The 6,901-nt window shown below is 71.1% G+C and carries 6 protein-coding genes and 1 pseudogene; 4 read left to right on the top strand and 3 right to left on the bottom strand.

The genetic code is table 11. The features are described 5' to 3' along the window. Positions 1 to 139: 139 nt before the first annotated feature. Together TSO221_RS33575 and TSO221_RS33570 are read left to right on the top strand one after the other, a co-directional pair. Positions 140 to 1,735 (top strand): GMC family oxidoreductase N-terminal domain-containing protein, encoded by a 1,596-nt coding sequence (locus tag TSO221_RS33575; protein ID WP_109122805.1) that lies wholly within the window; start codon positions 140 to 142, stop codon positions 1,733 to 1,735. A 13-nt stretch (positions 1,736 to 1,748) separates the two neighbouring features. Further along, positions 1,749 to 2,210, top strand: a complete 462-nt coding sequence (locus TSO221_RS33570) for a PaaI family thioesterase (protein WP_199229743.1) — start codon at positions 1,749 to 1,751, stop codon at positions 2,208 to 2,210. A gap of 3 nt (positions 2,211 to 2,213) precedes the next feature. On the opposite strand, the gene TSO221_RS33565 is transcribed toward TSO221_RS33570, so the two are convergent. The 3 genes from TSO221_RS33565 to TSO221_RS33555 all read right to left on the bottom strand — a co-directional run bounded on the left by TSO221_RS33565 (position 2,214) and on the right by TSO221_RS33555 (position 5,431). After that, the gene (locus TSO221_RS33565; protein WP_247878389.1) at positions 2,214 to 3,056 is read right to left on the bottom strand and encodes an IclR family transcriptional regulator; all 843 of its coding nucleotides are present in this window, start codon (positions 3,054 to 3,056) and stop codon (positions 2,214 to 2,216) included. A 96-nt stretch (positions 3,057 to 3,152) separates the two neighbouring features. Beyond that, positions 3,153 to 4,343: an acyl-CoA dehydrogenase family protein gene (locus TSO221_RS33560; RefSeq protein WP_109122803.1), complete on the bottom strand. Its 1,191-nt coding sequence runs from the start codon at positions 4,341 to 4,343 to the stop codon at positions 3,153 to 3,155. Positions 4,344 to 4,450: 107 nt separating this feature from the next. Beyond that, entirely contained in the window at positions 4,451 to 5,431 is a 981-nt protein-coding gene (locus tag TSO221_RS33555) for an NADPH:quinone oxidoreductase family protein (protein ID WP_109122802.1), read from the bottom strand. Positions 5,432 to 5,553: 122 nt separating this feature from the next. On the opposite strand from TSO221_RS33555, the gene TSO221_RS33550 reads away from it, so the two are divergent. Both TSO221_RS33550 and TSO221_RS36715 read left to right on the top strand, forming a co-directional pair. Further along, entirely contained in the window at positions 5,554 to 6,750 is a 1,197-nt protein-coding gene (locus TSO221_RS33550; RefSeq protein WP_109122801.1) for a 3-oxoadipyl-CoA thiolase, read from the top strand. A 20-nt stretch (positions 6,751 to 6,770) separates the two neighbouring features. After that, positions 6,771 to 6,901: pseudogene (locus TSO221_RS36715) on the top strand (electron transfer flavoprotein subunit beta/FixA family protein); the annotation flags it as partial.

The raw sequence follows: 6,901 nt of genomic DNA, 5'->3' as shown, positions 1-6,901 counted from the left end.
CCTTCATGTTCCTGTGGAACATGCTCGGCGCCATCGTCATGATCCCCGCCCTCATCTCCCTCCTCATGCCCGGATTGCGGCGGCCGGTCCCGGCCGCGCGCCCCGCGGCCAAACCTTTCCATCAGATCGGATGAGATCCATGAACGACATCTTCGACGTGGTCGTGGTCGGCGCCGGCCCGGCCGGGTGCGCGGTCGCCGCCCGCCTCGCCGACGCGCGGCCGGACCTCGCCGTGGCGCTGCTGGAGACCGGCCCCGGCAGCCACCCGCATGTGGTGCACGCGCCCTTCGGCATCGCCGCGACGGTGCCGCGCCCGTCCGAGCGCAACTACGCCTACCGGACTGTGCCACAGGCCGAACTGGGCGGGCGCCAGGGCTACCAGCCGCGCGGGCGCGGCGTGGGCGGCAGCAGCCTGATCAACGCCATGGTCTACGTCCGTGGTCAGCGCGAGGACTACGACGGCTGGGCCACCGCCGGCTGCACCGGCTGGGGCTGGGACGACGTGCTGCCCTGCTTCAGGCGATCCGAGAACAACGAGCGCGGCGGCGATGCCCTGCACGGCGTCGGCGGCCCGCTCAACGTCGCCGACCCGGTGGATCCCAGCCCGTTCTCCGGTCTGTTCGTGCGGGCGGCGGTCGAGGCGGGCTTCCCCGAGAACCGCGACTTCAACGGCCCGGTGCAGGAGGGCGTCGGTCTCTACCAGGTGTTCGAGAAGAACGGCGAGCGTTGGAACGCCGCGCGCGCCTATCTGGAAAACGGCACCCGTCCCAACTTGGCGGTGATCGCCGACACCCAGGCGTTGCGCCTCGTCTTCGAGGGCCGGCGCGCCCGCGGCATGATCGTGGCCGGCGCGGGCGGCGAGCGGCTGATCGGCGCGCGCCGGGAGGTCGTGCTGTCGGCCGGCGCCTTCGGCTCGCCGCAGCTGCTGATGGCCTCCGGCGTCGGGCCGGGGGAGCACCTGCGCGACCTCGGCATCGAGGTGCTGCACGACGCGCCGGAGGTCGGCGGCAACCTTCAGGACCACCTGGACTATTGCGTGGCGCGGCTGGCCTCGTCGCGCGACCTGATCGGCGTGACGCCGGGCTTCGCCATCCAGTTCTTCGGCGCGCTCCAGCGCTACAAGAAGGAGCGGCGCGGCCTGCTGACCAGCAACATCTCCGAGGCCGGCGGCTTCCTCAAGAGCCGGCCGGACCTCGACCGCCCCGACCTGCAACTGCATTTCTGCATCAGCCCGGTGGACGACCACGGCCGCAAGCGGCACTACGCCCGAGGCTTCTCGGTGCACGTCTGCGGCCTGCGGCCGGAGAGCCGCGGCACCGTCCGCCTCGCCGGCCCCGACGCCCACGTGGCGCCGCTGATCGATCCGCGCTACCTCAGCGCGCCGGAGGACCTGGAGACGCTGCTGCGCGGCGTGCGTCTGGTGCACCGCATCCTGGCGGCGCCGTCGATCTCCAGGATTCCCGCCAAGCCGCTCTACGACACCAGCCGCGAGAGCGACGAGACGTTGCGCGAACTGATCCGCGCGCGGGCGGACACCATTTACCACCCGGTCGGTACCTGCCGCATGGGGGCGGACGCGCGCTCGGTCGTCGACCCGCAGCTGCGGGTGCGCGGGTTGGAGGGGCTGCGCGTCGCCGACGCCTCGGTGATGCCGAGCATCGTCAGCGGCAACACCCAGGCGCCCAGCGCCATGATCGGCGAGAAGGCGGCGGACCTGATGCTGGCGGGGATCTGAGGGGAGTTCGATTTTGGGCACGAATGACAGGGCGCCGCCCCATCACGCGCTTTCCGGCCTCGAGTTGCTGAAGGCGTTCGCTGCCGGCGCGCTGCCCCGCGCGTCGATGGCCGAGACCATGGGGATGCGGGGGCTGGAGGTGGAGGAAGGGCGCGTCGTCATGCGCGCCCGCGCCGACGACCGGCACCTCAACCCGCTCGGCGGCGTGCACGGCGGCTTCGCCGCCACCGTGCTGGATTCCGTCACGGGATCGGCCGTTCACACCATGCTCGAAGCCGGCGTCGGCTACGGCACGGTCGATCTCGCCGTGAAGATGCTGCGCCCCGTGCCGCGGCACGAGGATCTGGTGGCGGAGGCGCGGGTCACGCACCTCTCGCGCTCACTCGGCGTGGCCGAGGGAACCCTGCGGGACGCCGCCGGCAACCTGCTCGCCAGCGCGTCGGCCACCTGCTTCATCAAGCGGCCGCGCGGCTGAGTTTCAGCCGTACGTCCCGCCGAACGCCGCCACCTTGCCGACCATCTCCACCAGCCGTGGTCCGAGGTGCTTCTCCAGCCGCTCCGGCGTCAGGTTGTAGGCCGGGCCGCCGCAGTTGAAGGCCAGCACCGGCATGTCGCCGTGCGGCGGGCGGAAGGGCACCGCCACCGAGTTCACCTGTGGGTGCCAGTCGCCGACGTTCATGCAGAAGCCGCGGGTGCGCACCTCCTCGATGGCGCGCAGGATGCCGTCCTCCAGCTTCGGCCAGCGGTCTTCGCCGGCCCGCGCGCGGAGCTTTTCCATGAGCATGGCGCGTTCCTGCTCGCTCACCCCGGCCAGGTAGGCGCGCCCCATGCCGGAGCGGGCCAGCGAGATGCGCGAGCCGACGTTGAGCTGCAGCGAGATCATGCCGACGCTGCGCGCGAAGGCGATGTAGATCATGCTGAGGTCGTCCCGCCCGCCCAGCGCGGTGGTGACGCCGTCGCCGCCGTAGTCGGCCAGCTCCTGCAGGAAGGGCTGCGCCGTCTCGCGGATCTTCATGCCGGCGAGGCAGGCGTAGCCGAGGCCGAGCACCGGCACGCCCATGCGGTACTTGCCGCTCTCCTCCATGTAGACGAGGTAGCCGAGTTTGCTGAGCGTGTAGGTCAGGCGCGACACCGTGGCCTTCGGCAGGCCGCTGCGCTGCGCCAGCTCCTGGTTGCCCAGCGCGCCGTCGGTCGGACGGAAGCAGCGCAGGATCTCCAGTCCGCGGTACAGCGCGACGACGAACTGGCGGTCGCCGGGGAAGGGATCGTCACCGTCCAGCGTGGTGATGTCGCCTGCGATAGGGTTGGTTCTCTTCTTCACCGCACCAGCTCCCGCCACGCCTTCATTGGCCCTCGCCTGCTTTAGAACAAGACATCGGTACATTCCACCGGAAAGCACAGGGGTAGGGCGACCGCCTCACCCCAGCTCCAGCTTGGCGATGCTCTCCAGGTGCACCTCGTCCGGGCCGTCGGCGAGGCGCAGCGTGCGCACCTTGGCGTAGGCGGCGGCGAGGAAGACGTCCTGCGACACGCCGGCGCCGCCGTGCGCCTGGATGGCGCGGTCGATGACGGTGCAGCCCATGGTCGGCGCCACGACCTTGATCATCGCGATCTCGCGCCGCGCCACCTTGTTGCCGACCGTGTCCATCATGTGCGCGGCCTTCAGCGTCAGCAGACGGGCCTGCTCGATCTCGACGCGCGAGCGGGCGATGTCCTGGCGGATCGTGCCCTGCTCGGCCAGCGGGCGGCCGAAGGCGACGCGCTCCTTCACGCGGGCGACCATCGCCTCCAGCGCGCGCTCGGCCAGCCCGATGGTGCGCATGCAGTGGTGGATGCGGCCGGGTCCGAGGCGGCCCTGCGCGATCTCGAAGCCGCGGCCCTCGCCCAGCAGGATGTTCGACGCCGGCACGCGGACGTCCGTGAACTCCACCTCGGCGTGGCCGTGCGGCGCGTGGTCGTAGCCGAACACGGTCAGCGCGCGCACCACCCGCACGCCCGGCGCGTCCATCGGCACCAGCACCATGGACTGCTGGCGGTAGCGCTTCTCGTCCGGGTTCGTCCGGCCCATGACGATGGCCAGCTTGCACGCCGGGTTCATGGCGCCGGACGACCACCACTTGCGCCCATTGATGACGTACTCCTCGCCGTCGCGCACGATGGAGCAGCGGATGTTGGTGGCGTCCGACGAGGCCACCGCCGGCTCGGTCATCGAGAAGCAGGAACGGATCTCGCCGTCCAGCAGCGGCTTCAGCCAACGCTCCTTCTGCGCCTCGCTGCCGTAGCGGGCGAGGATCTCCATGTTGCCGGTGTCCGGGGCGGAGCAGTTGAACACCTCCGCCGCCGCCGGCGAGCGGCCCATGATCTCACACAGGTGCGCATAGTCGAGGTTGGTGAGGCCGGCGCCGTATTCGCTCTCCGGCAGGAAGAGGTTCCACAGCCCCCGTTCCCTGGCCTTGGCCTTCAACTCCTCGAGCAGCGGCGGGTTCCGCCAGCGGGCCTCGCCCTCCTCGTGCGCCAGGAAGACGGACTCGTTGGGGTAGATGTGCTCGTCCATGAAGCGGAGCAACTGCTGGCGCAGGGCCTCGGCCCGCGGCGAACATTCGAACATGCTTCCTCCTGAGCCGCGGGGCGCGGCCCGTCTGTTCGTTTTCATTCAGAGTGAGCAGTCTGGCATGCAGAATTTTATTCTGCAATGCAGAACCATACGGAGCGGCGTCAGCCGTCCACCGTCAGCACGATCTTTCCCGTCACCGTCCGCGCGCGCAGCGCGTTCAGTGCCTCGGCGGCGCGGTCGAGCGGCAGCAGGCGGTCGATGCGCGGGCGCAGGCGGCCCTCGGCGTGCCAGGCGAAGAGGTCGTCGAAGTTCCGGCGATCCTCCTCGGGCTCGTGCTGGCGGAAGGCGCCCCAGTAGACGCCGACGATGGCCGCGCCCTTGAGCAGCGGCAGGTTGACCGGCGCCTGCGGAATCCGGCCGCTGGCGAAGCCGATCACCAGCAGCCGGCCGTTCCAGGCGAGGCTGCGCAGCGACTCGTCGAACAGGTCGCCGCCGACTGGATCGTAGACCACATCGACGCCGCGCCCGGCGGTGATCGCCTTCAGGCGGTCGCGCAGCGATTCCTCACGGGTGTTGATCCGGTGCGTGGCGCCGGCGGCGCGCGCCGCCTCCAGCTTTTCCGCGCTGCCCGCCGCGGCGATGACCGTAGCGCCCATGGTGCGGCCGAGTTCCACCGCCGTGAGGCCGACGCCGCCCCCGGCGCCGAGCACCAGCAGCGTTTCTCCCGGCGCCAGCCGCGCCCGCTGCCGCAGCGCGTGCATCGACGTGCCGTAGGTCATGGCGAAGCCGGCGGCGGTCGGGAAGTCCATCGTGTCGGGGATTTTCATCGCCCGCCGGGCTTCCACCTCGACCATCTCCGCGAAGCCGCCCCAGCCGGTCAGCGCCATCACCCGGTCGCCCGGCGCCAGTCCGGCCACCCCGGTGCCGATGGCGTCCACCACGCCGGCCACCTCGGCCCCCGGCGTGAAGGGCGGCTCCGGGCGAAGCTGGTACTTGCCCTCGATGATCAGCGTGTCGGGGAAGTTCACCCCGGCCGCGTGGACGCGGATCCGCACCGAACCGGGGCCGCAGCCGGGCTCCGGCACGTCGTCGATGGTCAGCGTGTCGGGTGGGCCGAACCGTCTGCACAGCACGCACTTCATGGCGTTCTCTCTCCTCCGCCGTGTCGGTGAATTTCCGTTTGAATTGTCATCCTACAGCGGATATGGTGCGCGTCAACGAAAATGGAATTAAATTCCGCATATCGGGATTGAGGGGATGAGACATGCTTGACGCCTACATCTACGCCGGGATCCGCACGCCGTTCGGCCGCCACGCCGGGGCGCTGTCGCGGGTGCGGCCGGACGATCTGCTGGCGCAGGCGATCAAGGCGGTGGTGGAGGCGGGCGGCTTCGACGCCGCGCGGATCGAGGACGTCGTCTGCGGCTGCACCAACCAGGCCGGCGAGGACGCGCGCAACGTGGCGCGCCACGCCGGCCTGCGCGCCGGCCTGCCCGTCGAGGCCGGCGGGCTGACGGTGAACCGGCTGTGCGGCAGCGGCCTGGCGGCCCTGCTGGACACGGCGCGCGCCGCCCACTGCGGCCAGGGCGAGCTGTTCGTCGCCGCCGGTGTCGAGAGCATGAGCCGCGCCCCCTTCGTGCTGGCGAAGGGGGAGGCGCCGTTCTCGCGCGAGGCGGCGATCTTCGATTCGACCATCGGCGCGCGCTTCCCCAACCCGTGGATCACCGGGGCCTACGGCGGCGACACCATGCCCCAGACCGCTGACACCGTCGGCCGCGAGCTGGGCATCGGCCGGGCCGAGAGCGACGCCTTCGCCGCCGCCTCTCAGGCCCGCTACGCCGCCGCCAAGGCGGAGGACTTCTTCGCGGGCGAGATCTGCGCGGCCGAGGTGCCGGCCAGGGGCAAGACCCTGACGGTGAGCGAGGACGAGCACCCCCGCGCCGACACCACGGTGGAAAAGCTGGCGGTGCTCCGTCCGCTGAACGAGGGCGGGGTGGTGACCGCCGGCAACGCGTCCGGCGTTAACGACGGAGCGGGCGCCCTGCTGGTCGGCACGCGGGCGGCGGGCGAGCGGGCTGGGGTGAAGCCGCGCGGCCGCATCCTCTCCGGCGCCATCGCCGGGGTGGAGCCGCGCGTCATGGGCCTCGGCCCCGTCCCGGCCAGCCGCAAGGCGCTGGAGCGCGCCGGCCTGACGCTGAAGGACATGGACGTCATCGAGATCAACGAGGCCTTCGCCACCCAGGTGCTGGGCTGCGCCAAGCTGCTGGAGATGCCCTCCGGCGATTCCCGCCTGAACCCGAACGGCGGCGCCATCGCCATCGGCCACCCGCTGGGCGCCAGCGGCGTGCGCCTCGCGCTGACGGCGCTGCGCCAGCTGGAGCGGACGGGAGGGCGCTACGCGCTGGTCAGCATGTGCATCGGCGTGGGGCAGGGCATCGCTGCGGTCATCGAGCGGATTTGAGGATTTCCGGAGAAGAGACGATGAAGGTGCTGGTGCCCGTGAAGCGGGTGGTCGACTACAACGTGAAGGTCCGCGTGAAGGCGGACGGCTCGGGCGTGGAGACCGCCAACGTCAAGATGTCGATGAACCCCTTCGACGAGATCGCCGTCGA

The organism is Azospirillum sp. TSO22-1, from assembly GCF_003116015.1.
Classification (GTDB): Bacteria; Pseudomonadota; Alphaproteobacteria; order Azospirillales; family Azospirillaceae; genus Azospirillum.
This window is presented reverse-complemented; position numbering and strand designations above follow the sequence as displayed.